Here is a 20,472-nt window from a genome sequence, read left to right on the forward strand (position 1 = left end):
ACTGTTGGCGGCACGCCACGATACGCCGACGCTATCGCGCGTCATCGGCTGAAGCGGCGGGCGCCGGCCACGCAGATCACCGCTGCCACGGTCACCAGCAACATGCCGGCGCTGACGGTCTCGTGCAGCAGCAGCGCCGCCAGCGCCAGGCCGAAGAACGGCTGCAGCAGCTGCAGCTGGCCGACCGCCGCGATACCGCCCTGGGCCAGGCCGCGATACCAGAACAGGAAACCGACCAGCATGCTGAACACCGCCACGTACCCCAGCGCCCACCAGGCCGACGCGGCGACCGCCGTGAACGAGGACGGGCGCATCGCCACCATCAGCGGCAGCATCACCGGCAATGCCAGCAGCAGTGCCCAACTGATCACCTGCCAGCCACCCAGATGCCGGGCCAGGCGGCCGCCCTCGGCATAGCCGAGTCCGCACACCACGATCGCCGCCAGCATCAGCAGGTCGGCCTGCAGTGAGGCTTCGATGCCGTTGCGCGCGGCGTAGCCGACCACACAGGCGCTGCCCAGCAGCGAGAACACCCAGAACGCCGGGCGCGGCCGGTCGCCGCCGCGCAGGACGCCGAATACCGCCGTGCTCAGCGGCAACAGCCCCAGGAACACGATGGTGTGTGCCGAGGAGGCGTGGCGCAGGGCAAGCGCGGTCAGCAACGGGAAGCCCACCACCACGCCCAGGCTGACCAGCACCAGACCGGGCAGATCGCTTCTGACCGGGCGCGGCTGGCGCAATGCCAGCAGCAGCACCAGCCCCAGCAACGCGGCGATGCTGGCGCGCGCGGCGGTGACGAAGCTGGCGTCCAGCTCCATCACTGCCAGACGGGTGGCCGGCAACGAGCCGGCAAAGATCACCACACCGATGAAGCCATTGATCCACCCGCTTGCCGACCGTTCCACACCCTGCTCCAGAAATGCCGGGCAATGGCCGGCCGTGCCCGTCATTGGGCCACCGGGCACGGGCGATACACAGCTACAATCCAGTACAGTCACAAGTAACTGTACTGCCCACAATCCCCTTACAGTCCCGCGCATGTCCCGACCGCCCAGCCGCATCGACAGCGTCATCCACGCCGTCCGCTCCCGCATCAGCTCGCGCCTGGATGGCCCGGGCAGCCGCCTGCCCTCGGTGCGCGCGCAGGCCACGGCGATGGGCGTTTCCGTGTCCACCGTGGTCGAGGCCTACGAACGTTTGGCCGCTGAAGGCGTGATCGCCGCGCGCGCCGGCTCCGGCTTCTACGTTGCTGGTCCGGCAGCACCACTGGCGCTGGCCGAAATGGAACCGCGGCTGGATCGCGCGGTGGACCCACTGTGGGTATCACGGCAATCGCTGGAAACCCCGCCGGGACACCTCAAGCCCGGCTGCGGCTGGATGCCCAGCGACTGGCTGTACCACGATGGCCTGCGCCGTGGCCTGCGCCGCATGGCCCGCGCCGACTCCGCGCAGCTGGTGGACTATGCAGGACCGCTGGGCCTGCCGGCATTGCGGCAGACGCTGCAGCGACGCGCGGCCACGCTGGGCATCGACGCGTCGATGGAGCAGTTGCTGCTGGCCGAATCGGGGACGCACGCGGTCGACCTGATCTGCCGCTTCCTGCTGAAGCCCGGTGACTGCGTGCTGGTCGACGACCCGAGCTATTTCAATTACCACGCGATGTTGAAGGCCCATCAGGTGCAGGCCATCGGCATACCGTACACACACACCGGGCCGGATCTGCAGGTGTTTGCCAGCGCGCTGCAGGAACACGCGCCACGCCTGTACATCACCAATGCCGGGCTGCACAACCCGACCGGCGCGGTGCTGTCGGCGACCACGGCACACCGCCTGCTGGGCCTGGCCGAACACAGCGAACTGATCATCATCGAAGATGACATCTTCGCCGACTTCGAGCTGCGCCCGGCGCCGCGGCTGGCGGCCCTGGATGGATTGTCGCGGGTGATCCATGTCGGCAGTTTCTCCAAGACCATTTCCGCGGCATCGCGCTGCGGCTACATCGCCGCGCGCCCCGACTGGATCGAAGCACTGACCGATCTGAAGCTGGCCACCAGCTTCGGCGGTGGGCACCTGGCCGCGCACCTGATGCAGATCGCACTGACCGACAGTGGCTACCGCCGCCACATGCAGGCGGTGCGCACGCGCCTGGCCGATGCGCGCAAGCACACGCTGCGGCAGGTGCAGAAGCTGGGCATCACGCCATGGCTGCAACCCGATGCAGGGCTGTTCCTGTGGTGCCAGCTGCCCGATGGCCGCGATGCATCGGCGGTGGCCAGGCAGTGCCTGCGCGAAGGCGTGGTGGTGGCGCCGGGCAATGCCTTCAGCCAGTCGCAACGGGCTGCCGACTACGTGCGCTTCAATGTGTCGCAGTGCCAGGACCCGAAGATCTGGCAGGTGCTTGGGAAGGCGTTGCAGATGCGTACACGATGACTGGCGATTGGCCGGCCTGTATCGCCTGGAAGCAGACGGGATGAAGCCCGCGCTCTGAAAAGCCCCGGCTCAATGGGCGAGGTAGGTCTCTGCCGGGATGTCCAGAAGCTCCGGACCCGAAAGCGCCGCGCCCTGCAGATCGGCGCCGGTATTCAAGGCGTTGTCGATCGCATTGAGCGACGAACTGCGCTGGCAGATCGCCCGGAACGCGGCGCGTGGACCTTCGTGGTACATGACCAGGGCGCGCTGGAGACCGGCGGCGAATACAGGCTCACGGTCGAGCGGCAGTTCATGCAGCTCGCCTTGTGCGTCGGAGGCGGTGAATGTACCGGGCAGCTGCACGCCCAGTTCCATATGACCGATCAGGGCCATGGCGAAGGCTTCAGGCAACCACACCAGCAGGCGGCGCATCTGCCAGTGTTCGCTGCCGAGCGCGAGCAGCGCCCGCTCGGCCTGCTCCTCATCCACGCCCTCCCGTCCCAGCATTGTCAGCGCCAGTTCGAAGGCTTCCGCCGATGGCATCGCGGGGCTGCGAGGGTCCATTCCCGATCTCTTGAATGCATGCAGGCGCAGACCTTAAGCAAAGGCGGGCCACTGTGCAATCGACACTTGCCGAGCACGGTAAAGTGGATGTTCGCCATTGCCGCAGGAATCCTTCCGATGTCCTTCTCCGATCCCAACGCCGTCGCCCGCTACGCCGACGGCCCACTGCGGCAGGTACCGGGTTTCCTCGGACTACAGCAGATGAGCCACCTGCTGCTGGCCGAACACGTACCCGATGATGGCCAGGTGCTGGTGCTCGGCGCAGGCGGCGGCCTGGAGCTCAAGGCCTTCGCGGAAGCGCACCCGCAATGGCGGATGCTCGGCGTCGATCCTGCCGCGCCAATGCTCGCGCTGGCCGAGCAGACCCTGGGGCCGTTGATGACGCGGGTGACGCTGCTGGAAGGCTACATCGACGATGCCCCGCAGACCGTCTTCGACGGCGCCACCTGCCTGCTGACCCTGCACTTCCTCACCATTGAACAGCGCCTGCACACCCTGCGCGAACTGCGGCAACGGCTGCGACCGGGTTCTCCGCTGGTGGTGGCCCACCACAGCGTGCCGCAGGACGCAGACGGCAAGCATCGCTGGCTGCAGCGCTACGCCGCGTTCGCCGAGGCTTCCGGCATTCCACGTGCCGATACACAGCGCGCGGTCGAGGCGATCGCCGAGCGCCTACCGCTGCTCTCACCCGAACAGGAAGTGGCGCTGCTGCAGGAGGCCGGCTTCGAGAACGTGGAACTGTTCTACGCCGGCTTCAGCTTCAAGGGCTGGGTGGCACATGCGCCGGCCACACCGGTATAGCGCCGCGACGCACGCTCATGGCACCACGGTGATGCCGATCCGCTGCATCAGCAGCGCGACCTGCTGCACATCGAGCGTGGCGCCACGCAGGTTGGTGCTGCGCAGGTCCAGTTCGCCCAGTTCGGAGTTGGTCAGGTCGCAATCGGTGAAGTTGGCGGAATTCCAGTCGACGCCATCGAACTGGCCGCCGGACAGGTCCGACCCCGCAAAACTGGCGCCGCTCACGTTGGCGCCGTCCCAGCGGTTTTCCCACAGCTCGCACTTCTCCAGCGTCACCCGCGAGAAGTTGGCATAGCGCAGGTTGCTCTTCTTGATGAAGGCACTGCAGAACCAGCTGCGCGTGGTGATCTGGTTCATGAAACTGGCGTTGCTGAAATCGGCACCCTGTGCGCGGCATTCGCTGATTTCCAGCCCCAGCGCCTTGATGAAGTTGAAGTTGCACATGCTGATGTCGCACTGGCGGAAGCTGGCTTCCTTCAACGTGGCACCACTGAAACGGCACCCGGTGCGCGTGTCGGCATCGTAGAAGCCGCAGTTCACGAACTCGGTGGCGGTGAGGTCCACGCCGGAGAAATCGCATTCGAGGAACTGCTGGTCGACCACCTTCTGGCCGGTGAACTGATCGGCGCCGATGCGCAGCTTGTGGTGAACAGTGGAGGACATGCAGGGTTCCGTGCCGGGTGCCTTGCCATGATGCCGCGCTGGAAAGGCGATGGACAGCACCAACTCGCGCGCGATTCACCAGCGCTGCAGCCGCAGTGTGTACAGGCGTCCCTACGCGCCGCCACCAACGCCAGATACTGCACATTAACGCACAGACAACCTGGTAGAGCGCATCGGCCGGCAGAGGGCGATCGTGACTGGTGCGCTGCTGGCCTGCGCCGGCGTGCTGGTGCTCACCCTGGTCACGCCATGGCAGGTGTCGTTGGTCGGCTATGTGCTGGCCGGCCTGGGCTGCGCCACCATCGCACCGGCGCTGTTCTCGCTGGCTGGCAGCCAGAACAGGATGCCGCGGGCGATCGCCATCACCGCCGTGTCCACCCTCGGCTTTGCCGGCATTCTTGCCGGCCCGGCGCTGATCGGTTTCGCCGCCAATCACTTCGGCCTCATCGCCGCCTTTGTCGGTGTGGCGATGGCGCTGTTGCTGGTGGCGGTGTCGACGCGCTGGCTGCGGGCATGAGGCGCATGGCGGCGCTTGTGCCGGAATGTCATGCGCAACCGCCGGTAGCCAATGACGGTTGCCGTTGCACATAACGCGGTGCCTGCCAGGCTGAGCAGCAGCAGCATGACCAGCCGCGCACTGTGCTGCCGCAGCATTGCCGGCAAGTCCCAGCTGTGCAGGAAGGAGAACAGCCAGCGACCTGCGCGCTCGCGCTTGCCCAGCGCCAACAGCAGATCGCCGGTGGCCAGGTCAACATAGACGCGGGTTGCCTCAGCGTCATCGAAATCAGCCATCGCCACCGGAAAGCGACGTACCGCGGCGCCGTTCATCGCCTCTGCAGCGCGTGGGTAGAAGTAGGCATCGGGCGCCTGCAGAATGGTGAATCCGCGCAGCCCCGCGTCGGACATCGCCGCGACCCTGCCCCGCAACCATTCTGCACCGAACGCAGTGGACACCTGCAGTGCGCCGCCACGCTCACTGACCACGCGCGAATCGGCATTGCCATCCAGCGCCACCGCGAACAGTTCACCGCCGATGCGCCGCCACTGGATCTCGACCGGCACGAACTGCGGTGTATGCACCGCAGCCAGTACTGCAGCCGGTTGCGCGAGGACGCCAGTATCCGCCGGCACCCCACCCTGATAGCGCGCAACGTCAAGCGAAGCGCGTGAGCTGCTGAACACCCCAAGCGGGTTCATCGACATCAACCCACTAAAGATCCAGGTGAACACGAATGCGCTCGCCATCAATCCGATCAGGTGATGCCAGCGCATCCATGGCTCCTGGTACGGCGTCTTCGACCCGGACCGGTACTGCCCGCGAAACCGCCAGCGCCAGATGCCGACCACGATCCCGCTGATTGCGGCCACCGTGCACAGCGCCGACAGCACGATCACCGTCCAGGTCCACACCGGGTCCACCGACTGCATGCGCAGGAAGTACAGCCAGTGCAACCACGCACCCACATAGTTCCAGCGCTGCTGCAGGCGCGGTGCATCCAGCACGACTTCGCCGGTATGCGAGGACACGTAGACATCACCGGGCTGTGCGCCGCCGACGCCGACGCGATACAGCGGTCGATGCGGATCCAGCGCGCGCGAATGCGCCCAGCGGTCTTCGTCCAGCGGCATGGCGCCAACGAAAGAAGGGCCGCCGGCGAACTGCGCGGCGGAAACCTCGGCCAACTGCGCCGATACCGGCGGCAATGCGTGTCCGGCAAGAACCGACCACGCACCCACGTTCGCGCCGGAGCGCACCATGTAGGCGGGCTCGCCACGCAGCGTCGTCAACACGACGCGCTCAGGCTCCTGTCGCACCACTTCCGGCAGCACGGAAAGTGCCTGCCAGCCCCGCGCGTCGACCAATGCGGGCAGCGCGGCCAACCGCTCCGCTGGCGTCAGCTTCGGGTAGCCGACGAACAGCATCACCATGCCGCTGACGAACCACAGCAGCATCAGCAGGCACCCGCCGATGCCCAGCCAGCGATGCGTCAGGTAGGTCCAGCGCCTGGCGGTGGATCGCAACGACATGGCGTGCGTCCTCAGAAGCGATGGTCGAGGCTGAACTCGACGCGCCGGTCCGCGCCCAGCAGCCACTGCGTGCTGGTGTAGTACGCCGTGCCGTAGTACGCCTTGTCGAACACGTTGAACACGCGCGCGGTCAGCCGTGTGCGCGGCGCGGCCTGCCAGGTCAGGGCCAGATCGGTGGTGGCGTAACCCGGAAGCTGCAGCGTGTTGGCGTTGTCGGCATAGCGCTTGCCCACGTAGCGCAAGCCACTGGCCACGCTCCAATCAGGCAGGAACTGCCAGCTCAACCAGACGTTGGCCAAACGTTCGGCCACGTTCGGCGGCACGTTGCCATCACGCGACACGATCGCCGCCGGCGTGCCGGTGGCTTCCAGGAAATCCTCGAACCCGGCCTTGAGCACGGTCGCGTTGGCATCCAGCGACCACTGCGGCGCGAAGCTCCAGTTCAACGAAGCTTCGATTCCCTTTGAGGTCTGTGCCCCCACCTGCACGCGACGGTCGGGCTGCAACGGATCACGGCTGAGCAGGCCAGTCTTGCGGATGCGATAGGCCGCCAGCGTCCACTCGCCTCCGTCGAAGGCCTGCTTCATGCCGATCTCGATCTGCTTGCCCTTGGCCAGATCGAACTCGCCGTTGGCCGGGCTGATCATCAGCAGACCACTGACCGGGTCGGCCGCCTGCGAGTACTGCGCGTAGAGGGTCAACGAAGGCTGCACCGCGAAGACCGTGCCCGCGCGCCAGCCGGTGCTGTTGTAGGTCCTGGAGAACGCACGCTCGCCACTGATCAGGTCGTTGCGGTCGATCGTGGCACGGTCGTGGCGCAAGCCAGCGAGCACCGACCAGCGCTCGCTCAGTTCCAGCCGGTCTTCCACGAACAACGCGACCTGTTCGGCGCTGTTGCGGTAGCGCGGCAGGTTGGGGGCATCGCTGCTGAACCCACCGGGCACCGGGTTGAAAGGATCCACCGGCCCCGAGCTGCCCGCATAGGTGTTGTTGGTGTGCTTGAAATGCGCACGGTTGGCATCGAAGCCGACGGCGAAACTGTTCGGCTGACCACCTGCATTGCCCAGCAGGCGCAGCGTGGACGTCAGTCCGGTCTGGTCCTGGTTGTGGGTGATCTGGGTGTTGCCAGAGCGGTCGATCAGGCCCGTGCGCCCGTTGTAGACATAGGCCTCGGCATTGCGCCAGTCGCGCTGGCTGTCGATCTGGTAGACGCGTGTGCGCCACTCCACGTTCCCGTTCGGCGTCCAGGCCGCATCGAGCTGGGTCCAGCGGTCGCGGAAACGGATTACGCTGTCGGCCACGTTGTAGTTCTCGTGGCGCAGCGCATCCAGCTGCCGCCCATCGATCAACGGCGTACCGAAGTAGCGCATCGGCTGCTGGTAGCCCTGCGCATGGGTCAGCGTGAACTGCATGTCCGACCTTGGCTGCCACAACAGGGCGCCGGAGAACGTCGCATCGTTGTTGCGGCCGCGGTCGACCCACCCGCTGCTGTAGTTGCCGCTCACATCCAGCCGGTAGGCCAACTCGGGCGTAAGTGCGCCACCGCTGCCGAAGCCCAGGCGCGCAGTGTCCTCACTGCCCAGGGTCACGCCGACCTCATTCTCGATGGCACCGCGCGAAGGCTTCTTCGGCACGATGTTGACCACGCCGCCGATGGCGCCATCGCCGTGGATGACCGAGGCCGGCCCGCGCAGCACCTCGATGCGCTCGATAGACCAGGTATCGAACGGAAAGGTGATGCCCACACCACCATACTGGCGCATGCCGTCGTACAGGCGCATCACCGAAGCGCCATCGGTGAAGCCACGGCTGGACAGCGCACTCAGGCCGTTGCCCGGATGGGGCATGGCACTGATCGCGCCAGCGCGGGTGATCGCGTCGTTGAGATTGGAATCACCGCGCTGTTCCAGCTGTTCGCGTGAAATCACCGTGAGGCTGGCCGGCGTCTGCAGCACGCTCAGCCCGAGCGCCGAACCGGTATTGGCGGTGGAGGACAGCGAACCGCTGCGGGTATCGACCACGCGGACGGTATCCAGGGTTGTCGGAGGTACCGCATCGTCGGCAATGGCGGGCACGGTGTGCAGCAGGGACACACACAGCGCAGGCAGCGCGGTCCTGCGCAGGCGCGCGGAGTTGGGGTTTGTTTTCATTTGTTCACGGCATGCAAGGCCACCCCGCAATGCAGGGCAGCTCAAGGAGTTCGGGAAACGCGCACGCGGTAGTGCCAGGCCAGACCTGGCAGCTCGGGATAATCAATCCAAGGGCGTGCGGGCAGGGCTTAGACGGCCATCAAGGCCGGTGGCCCCCGCGCTCCCAATGTACCGCTGATCCGCTGCGGCAATGCCCGCACCGAACCGCGCAGCGCACGGCAGACCGGTGCCATCAGCGCCAACAGCAGCAGCGCCGCCACCAACAGCGTGATCAGCCTGGCGGCGATCAGGCAGTAATCGCAGTCCACACCCATTTCATGGTCGGCATGTGGATCAGCGGGCGGCTTCTGTGCGGCCTCGCCGTGCTCCATCGCCATCGCGTGATGGTCGTGGTGCCCTTCCATCGCGTGCTGGGTATGTGTGGCGTGGTCCATGGCCGCCACCGGTGCGGCAGTCGCAACGACGTGCCCATGCACCAGCCAGCGGCTCACAAGCGGGGCGAACAGCACCAACAGCATGGCAAGCCATGCCAGGGTCTGGAACCGGTGGTGGAGAACAGAGCGGCGCACCCGGCCATTCTACGAGCCCGGGGCCAACTTGGACCATGTTCAGGGTTGCCACCCCGGTCCTGCGACATCGTGTCGCAGGCAGTTCCATGCCGATCCTTGTCAGGTGCCGATATCGCCGGAAAGGGACGGAAGGGCGCCTGGTGTGACCGGCCCCTTCCGTCCCCTGGCGGCAACGCTAGAACCGTGCCGGTTGCTGCACAGCGCGTTCCAGGAACATGACGCCCGCCTGCAGGCTGTTGCGGGCGTTCTCCAACCAGCGCTCCGGATCGGCTACCGCGAATCGCTCCTGTGCATCCACATCCCCGGAGTCAGCCAGGTCGGCCAACTGCAGATGGATGTGGTGCTCCACCAGGCTCATCAATACGGCGAGCTCGGCCGATACCCCGGCGATGCGTTCGGTGAAGCCAGCGTCGTTGCTGTTCAGAGACATGTCCCCTGTTCCTATGCGTTGCGGTGTTGATGGATGGCTTCGAAACGCTCGGCGCAGGCAGGCCCACAGAACAGTCTGGCCGGATCGTTTTCGAAGTCTTCGCTGCAGTCCGGGTTGTGGCACTCCCCAGTAGGTTTGAGAGAGGCAACGTTGCCGGCCCGCACTGCGTGCTGGGCCAAGGCGCGTTGCAGGTGGCGCGCTTCCAGTTCCTGCGCTTCGTCGATGGTGTCCGTCATGCCAGTCGTATTTTATCGGTGGGTGGTCGCACCGATTGAGAACGTCGCGACCGTCGTGCGCGGTATCGGCACGGCATCGGACGTGCGTACTTCATCGGGTTCGTTTTCAAACATGCGGACTCCTTGTGCATGGCGCCCGGGTCGGGCGTTGAGAGAGGGCGAAGGGCCGTATCGAACGGCACCGGCATCATCGGAAAATGCGTTCTCGCCGGCTGCGACGCATCGTCGCGATGAGGACAATCTGCGACCGTCATCGCAGATCCCTCGCTGACAAGGACGCCATGCGAGACCGGGGATGCAAGGTGTCAAAAGGTGTTGCAAAAACAAGCCCGCTCCGACACCATGATGACGTCACCACCTTCCATCACCCACTGACCACGTTGCGTCGCGCAGCCGCCGCATGTCCCGCGAACAGCGGGCAGCACACAGCACGTTGGCCGCAACCGGCCGCTGTGAACCGAACCACGCTTCAAGGGGACCCCTCCGAATGCAGACACCGCACCCAGTGCAGGACATCGTTCCCGCGTTCCTGCAGGCCATGCACACGCACGGCATCGTGCCTGATGCGCGTGGCCGAGATGCACTCAATGCGGACGGCACGCTGGTGCGTTTCCACGTCGAGGGGGATCGCCGCGGCACGCGCAATGGCTGGGCCGTGCTGTTCGGCGACAACGTGCCCGCCGGCGAGTTCGGCAGCTGGCGTACCGGCCTGCGCCAAGGGTGGTGCGCGAAGTCGCCGACCTCCCTGACCGCCGCCGAACAACGCGCGATCCGGCAGCGCCAGGATGCCGCCCGCGCGGAGCGGGAAAGACAGCAGCGCGAACGCGAGGACGCGGCAGCCAAGGCGGCCAATGTCCTGTGGAACCGTGCAGTGCCTGCCGATGCCAGCCACCCGTATCTTGTGCGCAAGGGCATCCAGGCGCACGGGCTGCGCGTAGCGGCGCGGCCGGTGCGCAACAGCGATGGTCTGGTGTTCCGACACATCGACAAAGCACTGCTGGTCCCGGTGACCAATACCGCGGGCCGAATCGTCTCGCTGCAGGCGATCTTTCCACGCATGGACCTGGCGCTCGGTCGCGACAAGGACTTTCTGGCGGGCGGCCGCAAACAAGGCTGCTTCCATGTCATCGGCAAGCCACTGTCCGGCCAGCCCATCGCCATCGCCGAGGGCTACGCCACGGCGGAATCCATCCATCAGGCGACCGGTTGGTGCGTGGTGGTGGCCTGGGACGCAGGCAACCTCGCCTCGGTCGCACGCGCATGGCGCACCGCCATGCCAGACGCAAGCCTGGTGATCTGCGCCGACAACGACCAATGGACCCGGCAACCGCTGGACAACCCCGGCGTCACCCAGGCAACGCATGCCGCTGCGGACATCGACGCACGCGTGGTATGGCCGGAGTTCGCCGTTCTGCATGACGAGGATGACCGCCCCACCGACTTCAACGACCTGCATCTGCGCGAAGGCCTGGAGGCATTGCGTGCGCAGCTGATGCCCGCCCCTGCCGCCACCGCCGATGAAGCGGCCACGGAAGATGAGGCGCCAGCAGTGGCGGCCGCGCGCTATCTGGTGCCCGGCAATCTCTCCGCCTTCGATACCTTCACCCCGTTCCCCGACTGCAGTGCACGTGGCAGGCCGTTGCCGACCGCACGCAATCTGGCCGAACTGTGCCGACGCACCGGTGTGATCGTGCGCTACAACGTCATTCGCAAGGATCTGGAAATCCTCGTCCCCGGCTTGCAGACGACGGTGGACAACGCCAAGGAGGTCGCCGCCGGCGAAGTGATGGACTGCATGCACCGCGCCGGCATGGCCATTGCCAGCTTCGAAACCAACCTGTGCCAGGTGGCCGAAGCCAATCCATACAACCCGGTCGCCAGCTGGATCACCTCGCAGCCGTGGGATGGACAGTCACGCCTGCAGGCGTTCTTCGATACGGTGCAGGAAGCCCAGCCCACACGCCTGGCCGACGGCCGCGTCCTGAAGGAGATCCTGATGCGGCGCTGGTTGATCTCCGGCGTTGCTGCCGCTTTCGAGCCCGATGGTGTGGTCGCCCGCGGTGTACTGACCTTCGTGTCCAAGCAGAACCTGGGCAAGACGCGCTGGGCGCGGCAGCTGGCGCCGGCCGAGCTGCAGCTGATCGCCGATGGCGTGGTGCTCGACCCCGCCAACAAGGACAGCGTCAAGCAGGTCATCTCCAAGTGGATCGTCGAGCTGGGCGAGGTCGATGCTACGTTCCGCCGCACCGATATCGCCGCGTTGAAGTCCTTCATCTCCCGCAGCCATGATGAGATCCGTCGTCCGTATGCGCGCACCGAATCACGCTACGCACGGCGCACGATCCTGTTTGCCAGTGTCAACGACGAGCGCTTCCTGCGCGATGCCACCGGCAATACGCGCTGGTGGACCGTGCACGCGGTGGCGCTGGGCGAACCGGCACGGATCGACATGCAGCAGGTCTGGGCTGAAGCCCATGCGCTCTATTGCAACGGCGAAACCTGGCATCTGGCCAGCGATGAGCTGGACGGACTGAACGCTACCAACAGCGAGCACGAACCGATCTCGCCGATCGCCGAACTGATCGACCGCCACTTCGACTGGTCGTTGCCCGCCGAGCACCGGAGCGCGCCCTATCGCGCCACCGAGATCGCCCTTGCAGTGGGTATCGACAAGCCCAACCGCCGCGACGTGAACGAGGCGGCGGCCTACGTGGTCAAGCGCCATGATGTGCGCACCAAGCTGATCGGCAAGGAACGGGCGAAAGTCTGGCTGATGCCACCGCGCAAGCGCAGCGCCGCCGAGCACGCAGCCGGGCCGTTCTGATGCCGCGAACCCACGACGGACGCGATATCGGCAGCGGCGGCATTGACTGGCGCCTGGAGTGCGAGGCACGGCACTTGCTGGGCCTGGACGGCTACCACTGCATTGATGCGCGCGGGCGCAGGATCAAGATCGGTCCGCGCCGGCACCGCCAGCAGTACCTCCAGCGCGTGCTGGCAGCACGCGGCCCTGCCGAGCGTGATCGACTTGCAGCGGCCGCGCTGCGGATATGGAACACAACAGCCTCGCCCCGAAGTTGAGACGTAAGTAGATGAAAGGTGTTGACTAAAGACATCTACAAAGGCAAGATGCGGGTAACGGCCACGCCACCTTCCAGGAGCCCAGCCATGCCTCGCGCCCGCCTGCACGCCTTTGAAGGCGAACAGTTGACCGTGCAGCAGATCCATCAGCGCGTACCGGTTCTGTCCCAACGGACCATCCGCGACCACCTCGCCGCCGGCCGCCGCACGTCCACGGCCATGCTGTGCTTCGACCCCATCGCCGCCGCCGCACGCGGTGGCCGCATCACCCAGCGCATCCTGCGCGCCCGCAGCAGCACCGGCAGCGATTGCTGACTGCCGCCGCGCCTGCGCATTCCCCCAGGAGTAGATACCGCATGATCCCCGCTTCGCTCGACAGCAGCCAGCGCATGATTGCCGACACACTGGCCGCATTCCGCTGCGGTTCCGCCTTTGGCAGCGCGCCGCTGCGATCCGCCCCGTTGACACGGCAACCGCTGTACATCGGCATCGCCGGCGGCAAGGGCGTGGGCAAGGACACCCTCGCCAATGGGCTGGCCTCTGCACTGGCGCTGCCCTGCGACAGCTTCGCTGCCCGGCTGCGGCAAGGCGCCAGGACCGAAAGCTGCCGCGAGTATGTCCATCCGGAGCTGTGGGTACGCTCGCTGTTCTCGCGCCTGCCCGAAGGCGGTCTGGTTCCCGATGTCCATTCCGCTGACGAGGCCCGCGCCATCCGCCGCCAGGGCGGCGTTGTGATCCGCATCACCCGCCCCGGCCACGACAGCGTGGACCTGCATGCCAGCGGCCAGCCGCTGACCGCCGCGCTGATCGATTTCGAGCTGCACAACGACCGCAGCGCGGCCGATCTGGTGCGCACGGCACTGGACCAGTTGATGTGCCGTGGCGTGATCTGAACGGCCTGCCGGAACCGCCGCCGTGCGACGGGCCAGTCCGTTGCCTTCTTCATCCATAAAGCAGGTTCCGGCCCATCATCGGCGAAAATGATGTAAGGTCGTCCCCCATCAATGACGGCACCTGCCGTCACCCTGCATCCCCAACCGCTTTCGCAAAGAGGAAATGTCATGGAGGTCGAACAGTTCACGTCGACACGCCAGAAGGCCATCGCGTTGTTCAAGTCGCAGCCCAAGGGTGGCAAGGACATCGTGAGTCTGGATGCGATCTTCATTTCGCTGTGCTCGCTGGCCAGCGCCCAGCCCGAGGCTACTGCCGCCAAGCAGGCACGTACCACCGCCCGCCCCGGCAACCAGCAGCCCCCCGCTCCGTGGTTCATCGAGACGCTGGCCGCGCTCAAGGGCAAGGGCGAGTCGATCACCGTGGCGCGCTTCCTGATGTTCGCCAACCGTTTCCCGGTCAAGCGCATGGACCAGGTCAATGCAGCCCGCTGGCTGCGTGATGCCGGCTACATTCCGCGCAAGACCGGCGGCAACCTGGTGTTCGACCTTTGACCCAGCACCACCTGCAGTCCTGAAGCCCCGGCATCGTCCGGGGCTTTTTCGTTTCAGGCACCCAAGCGCCCGGCAAGAGCATCAACACCGTGGCCGTCCTCACCTTGTACCTGCCGTCCCCTATTGCCCTGTCTCCGTTTCCAGCAGGCGAGGACAAGGAGTACGGGAGAACCAGCGAAACCACAGGCAAGGCCGGATGGCATGACAGGGCCGCATCGCAAACCTGCGCATGCAGGTACTCGCCGGTCCTCGCGCACGCATCTGAATGCCTTCAGTCGCAAGAGCCGAAAGTAGACGAAAGGTGTTGACGTGATCGACGGGATGGCAATAGTGGATACCAATCCCACTGACCAACCTTGCCATGAACGCCCTGCCCGACAGCATCCAGACCCTTGCCGAGGTCATCGGCGAATCCGCAGCCCTAACGCTGGTGCGTGCATGGCCGCCGACCACCTCCAGCACCACCGGACGCCACCGCGTCATCGTCTACGTACCCTCCACCCTGCCCGATCAGCATCGACTGATCGACATTCTTGGCCTGGAGATGGCCCAGCGCCTGGTCGCGCACTTCGGCGGTGAGTTGCTGTTCCTGGCGTCCTGCTTCGCCGCCAGTGCACATGAGCGCCGCGAGCAGATCGCCCGGGCGGTAGCCAGCGGCATGCCCCGCGAGCACGTCGCGCAGGAGTTCGGTGTATCGCAGACCACCATCAAGCGCGCCGTGCGCGGTGCCCGCTCCACCCTGGTCCCGACCGTCCATCCTGCACTGCTGAAGGGATACGCACGCGCATGAACGAGAGCGAGCTGCTGGCCGGCGTGCCGGACTGGGCTAAGTACCTGGGCGGCACGTCCGGGGTATTGATTGCAGTCTCATTGTGGCTGCGGCAATGGTTGTCGTCGGCCAAGGTCGACCGTACCGCCGATGAAGCCACCAGCAACACCCTGCGCACCCTGCAGGAACAGCTGGCCGCGGAACGCACGCGCGCAGATGGGCTGATGCACGAGCGCGAAGCCATGGCCCAGGAGATCGGCCAGCTGCGTGGTGAAGTCAGCGCCCTGCGCGCACAGATCGCCCAGCAGAGCGTGCAGATCGATGCGCTGCTGGACCTGGTGCGTAAACGGTCGGGAGCAGCCGCATGACCGCCGCCGCAGCGAGCGCCCTCGGCGGCGCCAACGTGGCCGCGTTCCTGGACATGCTGGCCGTATCCGAAGGCACCGACATTCCCGGCCAGCGCTCCCGCAATCGTGGCTACGACGTGATCGTCGGCGGCCAGCTGTTCAACGACCATCGCGACCATCCACGCGTACTGGTGTCGCTGCCGCGCTACGGCATCAAGTCCAGCGCCGCCGGCCGCTACCAGTTCCTGCGCAGCACCTGGGACGACCTGCGTGCACGCCTGGACCTGCCGGACTTCGGCCCGGTATCGCAGGACCGCGCCGCGGTAGCGCTGCTCAAGCAGTGCGGTGCCTACGATCTGATCCGCCTGGGCCGATTCGATGCTGCTGTCGCCGCCGCCCGGCGCATCTGGGCGTCGCTGCCGGGCGCCGGCTACGGGCAGAAGGAGCATGCGCTGGAAACGCTGCGCGCCTCCTATCGCGCCGCTGGCGGGCTCCTGCAGTGATGCCGATACCGCTGAGGCTGCGCATCGTGCTGTTGGGCCTGGTTGCCAGCCACGCGTGCTGCGCCTGGCTGGGCTGGGAGATCCGCGACCGCAACGCGGATCTCGCCGCCATGCGCTTACAGGCCGCGCAGGAGACCGGTCGTGCCGACACCGCGCTCGTCGCGCGCCAGCAGGACCACACCAACGCACAGGCCGGTGCACAGGCTGAATCACAGCGCCTGGCCATGCAGTCCGGGCGGACCCAGCAGTTCATCACCCTGCAACAGGACATCGAGACCCATGCCAAGACTCCTGGCCGCGACCGCGGCGATGCTGATGCTGAGTTCGTGCGCATCTGGCGCGAAGCCAATGCCGGCCGCCCTCTTCATCCCTGACCTCAGCATTGCACCGGCACAACTGCGCGCGCCGCAGGAACTGCCCGATCTGCAGGCTGCCGACGACGACGCGCTGCTGCGCAACCACGTTGCCGTGGCGCGCCAGTACCACGAACTGGCCGACCAGATGCGCGCCCTGCTGTGCAGCCTCGGCAGCCAGCACGGCTTCACCATCAATGGTGCAGCACCGCTGACGCCTGCCGGTTGCATCCCCGCGGGCAACACCAGACATCGCGGCCCACACGAGCACTGAGCGGGCCAGTCACGGCCACGCGTGCAATGACCCGCGCCTCGGGCAATGGCAACACTGCTTGCAGAACCCGCGTGCCGCGGCCAGCCGCGTATTCCCCTCCATTCATCGCATGAGCTGACATGGCAACCGATACCCCTTCCTCAACCCTCGACGTGTTGCACGCCGCCATCGAAGCGGCGATCCGAGCACGCTTTGCGGACTTCGCCACCGTCGAGTTCTATCGCGACGCCAACAGTGGTGCGCCGCCCACGCCCGCCTGCCTGCTGGCGATGACCCGCTGTGATCGCGGCAAGGACAGCGATGATGGCAGCGGCCAACTGCAGGCCGTGCTGCGCTTTGAAGCACGCATCTCCGTGCAGTCCGCGGCAGCCGATTCTGCCCTGCAGCTGCGCCGGATCGCTGTAAACCTCGCCACCTGGCTGCATCAGCTCGGCCGATTTCCCGGTGCGCCCAGTGGCGCGATCGAGGTGATCGCAGCGCTGCCCGAGGATGCCGCAGCGGCGCAGCCCGACCTGCGCACGTGGATCGTGGAATGGTCAGTGCCCCTCGCGCTGGGCGGCAATGCCTGGGAGGACGGCGATGGCGTGGTACCGCACGCGTCGTACAGCTTCGCACCGGAGATCGGCCGGGCCCATGAGCGGCGCTACCAGCCGCTCGCGGAGGACACGCCATGAGCGCCGAACACGCCCGGCTGATCGGCAACCTGTTGATGATCGGCGTCGTGCGCGAACTTGATGAAGCCGGCGGCCGCGTGCGCGTCGATGCTGACGGCATGCTCACCGATTGGATTCCCTGGCTGGAACGCCGTGCAGGACCAGGCGTGCGCAGCTGGTGCGCACCGGAGCCCGGCGAACAGGTGGTGCTGGCATGCCCGTATGGCGACCCCGGCCAGGCCCTGGTGCTCGGCAGCCTGTACCAGGATCGCTTTCCCGCACCGGCCGACACACGCCAGCTGCAGCGCACGCAGTACGCCGACGGCAGCCTCGTCGAGTACGACCGCGAAACCACCACGCTGACCATCACCGTTGGCAGCGGCAAGGTCATCGTCAACTGCGCAAACGCAGAAGTGCATGCCAGCGAATCGGTGTTGCTCGACACGCCGGCGCTCAAGGCCACCGGCGATCTGGACGTCACCGGTGCGATCACAGCGGGCAAGGACATCAGCACATCGGCCGACGTCAAAGCCGGCGCCATCAGCCTGAAGTCGCACAAACACACCGCCCAGGGCCCGACCGCACCCACCACGCCTGCACAGCCGTGATGGGCCATCGCTGCAATGCCCTGAAAACCCGTACTCCACGACGATAGAGACCATGCGAGGAATCGACGCCAACACCGGCAAATCCCTGGATGGGCTGGCCCATCTGCACCAGTCCGTGCGTGACGTTCTCACCACACCCCTTGGCTCCCGCGTCCTGCGTCGCGAGTACGGCTCGCGCATCTTCGAACTGATCGATGCGCCGACCAACCGCTCCCTGCGCATGGACCTGATCGCGGCCACCGTCGACGCACTCGCGCGATGGGAACCGCGTCTCCACGTCGAGAACGTCGACGTCTCCCTCCCCGCCCCCGGCGTGATGATCCTGGCAGTGACCGGGATTCACCTGCCGGATGGCGAGGCCATCACCATCGAAGGAATCGAGGTTCGCTAACCGTGGCATCCGGCTCGTTCACCAGTGTCAATCTCTCCCAGCTGCCAGCCCCGGCGGTCATCGAAGTGCTCGATTTCGAAGCCATGTTCGATGAGTCGCTGACGGCATTGCAGGCCCTGGACCCCACGTTCGACGCGCTGCTGCCGTCGGACCCCGCCTTCAAGATCCTCGAAGTCTGCACCTACCTGCGCCTGCTCGACCGCCAGCGCGTCAACGATGCCGCGCGCGGTGTCATGCTCGCCTATGCGGTGGGCAGCGATCTGGATCAGCTGGCGGCAATCTTCGGCATCACACGCCTGGTGCTCGATCCGGGCAAGCCACAGGAAGGCATCCTTCCCCGCTACGAGAACGACGAGGACTTCCGTCGCCGCATCCAGCTCGGACCGGAAGGCTTCAGCGTGGCAGGACCGGAAGGTGCCTATGTGTTCCATGCGCTGAGCGCGGATCCGCGCGTGCTGGACGCCAGCGCTACCAGCAGCACGCCTGGTGAAGTAGTGGTATCGGTGCTGTCGCGTGAAGCCGACGGCACCGCCACCCAGGGCTTGCTCGACGTGGTGGAGGCGAAGCTGAGCGCGGATGACGTGCGCCCGTTGACCGATCACGTGCTGGTAAAACCGGCGACAGTCATCAAGTACGCTGTCGCCGCTACGCTGTACACCTTCGCTGGACCCGACTCGCAGGTCGTGCTGGCCGAAGCGCGCACGCGCCTGGACCGCTACGTCGTCGAATCGCATCGGCTCGGCCGGGACGTGACCCGCTCCGGGCTGTTCGCCGCGCTCCACGCTGAGGGCGTGCAACGCGTGGTGATCGACAGCCCCCCCGCGGACGTGGTGGTGGACCGTACCCAGGCCACGTACTGCACCGCCGTCACGCTGGCGCATGGTGGCAACGATGAGTGAGGTCACCACGCGCCTGGTCAATGCGCGTCTGCGTGGCGCGGTTGATGGGAATAACCAGGTATTCCGCCATCCCGGCGGCATGCTGGCAACGGTGCAGGCGGTATATCGCACCGACTGGCAGGGACGCCAACCTCTCTCCAGTCGACCACGCCGTAACCTGCAGCGCAACTCGCAGAACTTCGCCGCCTCCACTTGGTTGGGCTTCTACACCAAACCGGCACATCTGAGCGGCGGCGAGCTTGCGCCTGATGGAAGCCACACAGCGTTCTCGTTCCCGGTGTCTGACGCCAATGGCGGCCCGAACCAGAACTTCACTGGCTTGGCAGACGCCGATGGCGCCGCGTATACGAATGGCGTTACATCGACGATCAGTATCTGGATACGCGCCAGTGAACCCTGTGTGATCGACCTGGGCATGCGCACCATCACAGCGGGTCGTACGCGCGTCACCGTGGGTACCGAATGGAAGCGCTACGCCTTCAGCTACGCCCCCGCGCCCAGCGATCCCGACCGCGGCCTGGGCATCGTGTTCGATCGACTTGCGAACGAAAACACGGGACTCGCGCCGGAAAGCCGCATCCATGTGTGGGGGGCGCAGGCGGAATCCGGCGGGCGTGCAACCAGCTACATCGCCACGGCCGCCGGCACTGCATCGATCACCGATTACGTGTCGTCCGGAGCAATAGCCACACTCGCGGTGGTCCCGACGCCTGGCACCGTGATCGATGGCGACGCACTAGTAAGGGTGCCGACGGCCGCCAACCTGCTTCCCCCCAATGCCACCCAGGCCGAGCGCGCACTGTCGCGGGCGATCGTTGCCCGCCCTCTGCCGGTGGACATCACCGCCCTGTGGGACGCCGATCGCTGCCCGGCCGCGCTGCTGCCTTGGCTGGCATGGGCGCTCTCGGTGGACGAATGGAAGGCGTACTGGCCCGAACCGATCAAACGCGCCCGCGTGCGTGCGGCCATCGCCATCCAGCGCCGCAAGGGTACGGCGGGCAGCGTCCGCGATGTGGTTGCTGCGTTCGGTGGTTCTGTACTGATCCGCGAGTGGTGGCAGCTGCAACCGAAGGGACCACCGCACACCTTCGAAGCGGTGATGACCATCGCCAACCAGGGCGGCACGTCGGCCACCGCCATCTTCGTCGACGACGTCATCGGCGAGATCACCCGCACCAAGCCGGTGCGATCGCACTTCACCTTCACCCAGGGCATGCAGGCCGACGCAGCAATCGGCGCGCTTGCAGCCGCACACGCCACGGCCTTCCGCCGCATCCAACTGATCGGAGAGTAAACCCC

The 20,472-nt window shown here is 66.3% G+C and carries 25 protein-coding genes and 1 pseudogene; 19 read left to right on the top strand and 7 right to left on the bottom strand.

All coding sequences use genetic code 11. The annotated features are described in order from the left end of the window. Positions 1-41 precede the first annotated feature (41 nt). Positions 42-905 (bottom strand): DMT family transporter, encoded by an 864-nt coding sequence (locus AC1DKR_RS05310; RefSeq protein ID WP_025874055.1) that lies wholly within the window; start codon positions 903-905, stop codon positions 42-44. A 133-nt stretch (positions 906-1,038) separates the two neighbouring features. On the opposite strand from AC1DKR_RS05310, the gene AC1DKR_RS05315 reads away from it, so the two are divergent. Beyond that, positions 1,039-2,430 (top strand): aminotransferase-like domain-containing protein, encoded by a 1,392-nt coding sequence (locus tag AC1DKR_RS05315; RefSeq protein WP_478031576.1) that lies wholly within the window; start codon positions 1,039-1,041, stop codon positions 2,428-2,430. 69 nt (positions 2,431-2,499) lie between these two features. Here AC1DKR_RS05315 and AC1DKR_RS05320 read toward each other — a convergent pair whose 3' ends face one another. Further along, positions 2,500-2,973, bottom strand: a complete 474-nt coding sequence (locus tag AC1DKR_RS05320; RefSeq protein ID WP_132825776.1) for a hypothetical protein — start codon at positions 2,971-2,973, stop codon at positions 2,500-2,502. Between the two features lie 117 nt (positions 2,974-3,090). On the opposite strand from AC1DKR_RS05320, the gene AC1DKR_RS05325 reads away from it, so the two are divergent. Beyond that, positions 3,091-3,774 (top strand): class I SAM-dependent methyltransferase, encoded by a 684-nt coding sequence (locus tag AC1DKR_RS05325; RefSeq protein WP_312108925.1) that lies wholly within the window; start codon positions 3,091-3,093, stop codon positions 3,772-3,774. Between the two features lie 15 nt (positions 3,775-3,789). Here AC1DKR_RS05325 and smqnr read toward each other — a convergent pair whose 3' ends face one another. After that, positions 3,790-4,437, bottom strand: a complete 648-nt coding sequence (gene smqnr, locus AC1DKR_RS05330) for a SmQnr family pentapeptide repeat protein (RefSeq protein ID WP_312108923.1) — start codon at positions 4,435-4,437, stop codon at positions 3,790-3,792. Between the two features lie 154 nt (positions 4,438-4,591). On the opposite strand from smqnr, the pseudogene AC1DKR_RS05335 reads away from it, so the two are divergent. Continuing rightward, positions 4,592-4,954: pseudogene (locus tag AC1DKR_RS05335) on the top strand (MFS transporter); the annotation flags it as partial. Here AC1DKR_RS05335 and AC1DKR_RS05340 read toward each other — a convergent pair. From AC1DKR_RS05340 to AC1DKR_RS05355, 4 genes are all read right to left on the bottom strand, one after another. Next, positions 4,870-6,465, bottom strand: a complete 1,596-nt coding sequence (locus AC1DKR_RS05340) for a PepSY domain-containing protein (RefSeq protein WP_478031582.1) — start codon at positions 6,463-6,465, stop codon at positions 4,870-4,872. The pseudogene AC1DKR_RS05335 and the gene AC1DKR_RS05340 sit on opposite strands and share 85 nt — an antisense overlap. An 11-nt stretch (positions 6,466-6,476) precedes the next feature. After that, positions 6,477-8,615 carry a TonB-dependent receptor gene (locus AC1DKR_RS05345; RefSeq protein ID WP_478031584.1) on the bottom strand — a complete coding sequence of 713 codons (2,139 nt, stop codon included), beginning with the start codon at positions 8,613-8,615 and terminating at the stop codon, positions 6,477-6,479. Between the two features lie 128 nt (positions 8,616-8,743). After that, on the bottom strand, positions 8,744-9,133 hold the full coding sequence (locus AC1DKR_RS05350; protein ID WP_478031586.1) for a DUF2946 family protein: 390 nt from the start codon (positions 9,131-9,133) through the stop codon (positions 8,744-8,746). Between the two features lie 226 nt (positions 9,134-9,359). Further along, entirely contained in the window at positions 9,360-9,614 is a 255-nt protein-coding gene (locus AC1DKR_RS05355) for a hypothetical protein (protein ID WP_089239227.1), read from the bottom strand. Between the two features lie 29 nt (positions 9,615-9,643). Here AC1DKR_RS05355 and AC1DKR_RS05360 point away from each other — a divergent pair, with 29 nt between their 5' ends. The 16 genes from AC1DKR_RS05360 to AC1DKR_RS05435 all read left to right on the top strand — a co-directional run bounded on the left by AC1DKR_RS05360 (position 9,644) and on the right by AC1DKR_RS05435 (position 20,467). Beyond that, positions 9,644-9,889 (top strand): hypothetical protein, encoded by a 246-nt coding sequence (locus tag AC1DKR_RS05360; RefSeq protein ID WP_478031590.1) that lies wholly within the window; start codon positions 9,644-9,646, stop codon positions 9,887-9,889. A gap of 448 nt (positions 9,890-10,337) precedes the next feature. Next, positions 10,338-12,674 (top strand): VapE domain-containing protein, encoded by a 2,337-nt coding sequence (locus AC1DKR_RS05365; RefSeq protein ID WP_478031593.1) that lies wholly within the window; start codon positions 10,338-10,340, stop codon positions 12,672-12,674. Next, positions 12,674-12,931: a DUF7696 family protein gene (locus AC1DKR_RS05370; protein WP_447944719.1), complete on the top strand. Its 258-nt coding sequence runs from the start codon at positions 12,674-12,676 to the stop codon at positions 12,929-12,931. The genes AC1DKR_RS05365 and AC1DKR_RS05370 overlap by 1 nt, the downstream gene beginning before the upstream one ends. 87 nt (positions 12,932-13,018) lie before the next feature. Further along, positions 13,019-13,246, top strand: a complete 228-nt coding sequence (locus tag AC1DKR_RS05375) for a hypothetical protein (protein WP_099819227.1) — start codon at positions 13,019-13,021, stop codon at positions 13,244-13,246. A 41-nt stretch (positions 13,247-13,287) separates the two neighbouring features. Further along, entirely contained in the window at positions 13,288-13,824 is a 537-nt protein-coding gene (locus AC1DKR_RS05380; RefSeq protein ID WP_363730187.1) for a hypothetical protein, read from the top strand. Positions 13,825-13,992: 168 nt separating this feature from the next. Beyond that, complete coding sequence (locus AC1DKR_RS05385; protein ID WP_223484784.1) at positions 13,993-14,376, top strand: hypothetical protein; 384 nt, start codon at positions 13,993-13,995, stop codon at positions 14,374-14,376. A gap of 361 nt (positions 14,377-14,737) precedes the next feature. After that, positions 14,738-15,166 carry a Mor transcription activator family protein gene (locus tag AC1DKR_RS05390; RefSeq protein ID WP_478031603.1) on the top strand — a complete coding sequence of 143 codons (429 nt, stop codon included), beginning with the start codon at positions 14,738-14,740 and terminating at the stop codon, positions 15,164-15,166. Next, positions 15,163-15,513: a hypothetical protein gene (locus tag AC1DKR_RS05395; protein WP_223494379.1), complete on the top strand. Its 351-nt coding sequence runs from the start codon at positions 15,163-15,165 to the stop codon at positions 15,511-15,513. The genes AC1DKR_RS05390 and AC1DKR_RS05395 overlap by 4 nt, the downstream gene beginning before the upstream one ends. Further along, positions 15,510-15,995 (top strand): glycoside hydrolase family 24 protein, encoded by a 486-nt coding sequence (locus AC1DKR_RS05400; protein ID WP_223494378.1) that lies wholly within the window; start codon positions 15,510-15,512, stop codon positions 15,993-15,995. The genes AC1DKR_RS05395 and AC1DKR_RS05400 overlap by 4 nt, the downstream gene beginning before the upstream one ends. Further along, positions 15,995-16,369, top strand: a complete 375-nt coding sequence (locus AC1DKR_RS05405; RefSeq protein WP_363730181.1) for a hypothetical protein — start codon at positions 15,995-15,997, stop codon at positions 16,367-16,369. The genes AC1DKR_RS05400 and AC1DKR_RS05405 overlap by 1 nt, the downstream gene beginning before the upstream one ends. Continuing rightward, a complete protein-coding gene (locus AC1DKR_RS05410; RefSeq protein ID WP_157804327.1) occupies positions 16,344-16,622 on the top strand; it encodes a hypothetical protein in 279 nt (92 codons plus the stop codon). The genes AC1DKR_RS05405 and AC1DKR_RS05410 overlap by 26 nt, the downstream gene beginning before the upstream one ends. 119 nt (positions 16,623-16,741) lie before the next feature. Next, a complete protein-coding gene (locus AC1DKR_RS05415; RefSeq protein WP_363730178.1) occupies positions 16,742-17,296 on the top strand; it encodes a hypothetical protein in 555 nt (184 codons plus the stop codon). Beyond that, positions 17,293-17,883, top strand: coding sequence for a phage baseplate assembly protein V (locus tag AC1DKR_RS05420; protein WP_478031612.1), 591 nt, complete (start codon positions 17,293-17,295; stop codon positions 17,881-17,883). The genes AC1DKR_RS05415 and AC1DKR_RS05420 overlap by 4 nt, the downstream gene beginning before the upstream one ends. A 52-nt stretch (positions 17,884-17,935) precedes the next feature. Next, positions 17,936-18,274 carry a GPW/gp25 family protein gene (locus AC1DKR_RS05425; RefSeq protein WP_089239202.1) on the top strand — a complete coding sequence of 113 codons (339 nt, stop codon included), beginning with the start codon at positions 17,936-17,938 and terminating at the stop codon, positions 18,272-18,274. A 2-nt stretch (positions 18,275-18,276) separates the two neighbouring features. Further along, positions 18,277-19,173 (top strand): baseplate assembly protein, encoded by an 897-nt coding sequence (locus AC1DKR_RS05430; RefSeq protein WP_478031614.1) that lies wholly within the window; start codon positions 18,277-18,279, stop codon positions 19,171-19,173. Then, on the top strand, positions 19,166-20,467 hold the full coding sequence (locus tag AC1DKR_RS05435) for a phage tail protein I (protein WP_478031616.1): 1,302 nt from the start codon (positions 19,166-19,168) through the stop codon (positions 20,465-20,467). The genes AC1DKR_RS05430 and AC1DKR_RS05435 overlap by 8 nt, the downstream gene beginning before the upstream one ends. The last annotated feature ends 5 nt before the right edge of the window (positions 20,468-20,472 follow it).

The sequence above is a fragment of the Stenotrophomonas sp. 01N47 genome, from assembly GCF_056399165.1.